The sequence below is a fragment of the Mesorhizobium sp. WSM4983 genome (assembly GCF_029625765.1).
In the GTDB taxonomy this organism is placed as follows: Bacteria; Pseudomonadota; Alphaproteobacteria; order Rhizobiales; family Rhizobiaceae; genus Mesorhizobium.
In genome coordinates this window covers 1-255 of the sequence record NZ_JARTVM010000053.1, presented here as the reverse complement: position 1 = coordinate 255, position 255 = coordinate 1, and the positions used below count along the sequence as shown (strand labels likewise).

Annotated in this window: 1 protein-coding gene; it reads left to right on the top strand. The window is 43.9% G+C overall.

What is annotated here, in order from left to right; translation table 11 throughout:
* On the top strand, positions 1–251 hold a 251-nt coding region (locus P9254_RS28910), incomplete at its 5' end, for a hypothetical protein (RefSeq protein WP_278103929.1).
* Positions 252–255 lie beyond the last annotated feature (4 nt).

Sequence of the window (255 nt, the reverse complement as noted above, 5' to 3'; positions counted from 1 at the left end):
GATTTATTCATAACGATAAGTTTTTCGCAATCGAAGGATACTTCGGGGTAGTTGGGACAAGTGAAAGCACCTACTACGTGTTTGGGTTTCCTGATTTTCCTAACCCTGACATTGTAACCTCTTTTGATGTCACTTACACCCCCACTTCTGTTGTCTCCGTAAGTAGTTGGCAATACACCTATTCTTCGAGTGCGATCTCTAAGAGAGACTCAACCATCACCGCTATCATCACCTCACTTTACGACCCATGAGCAC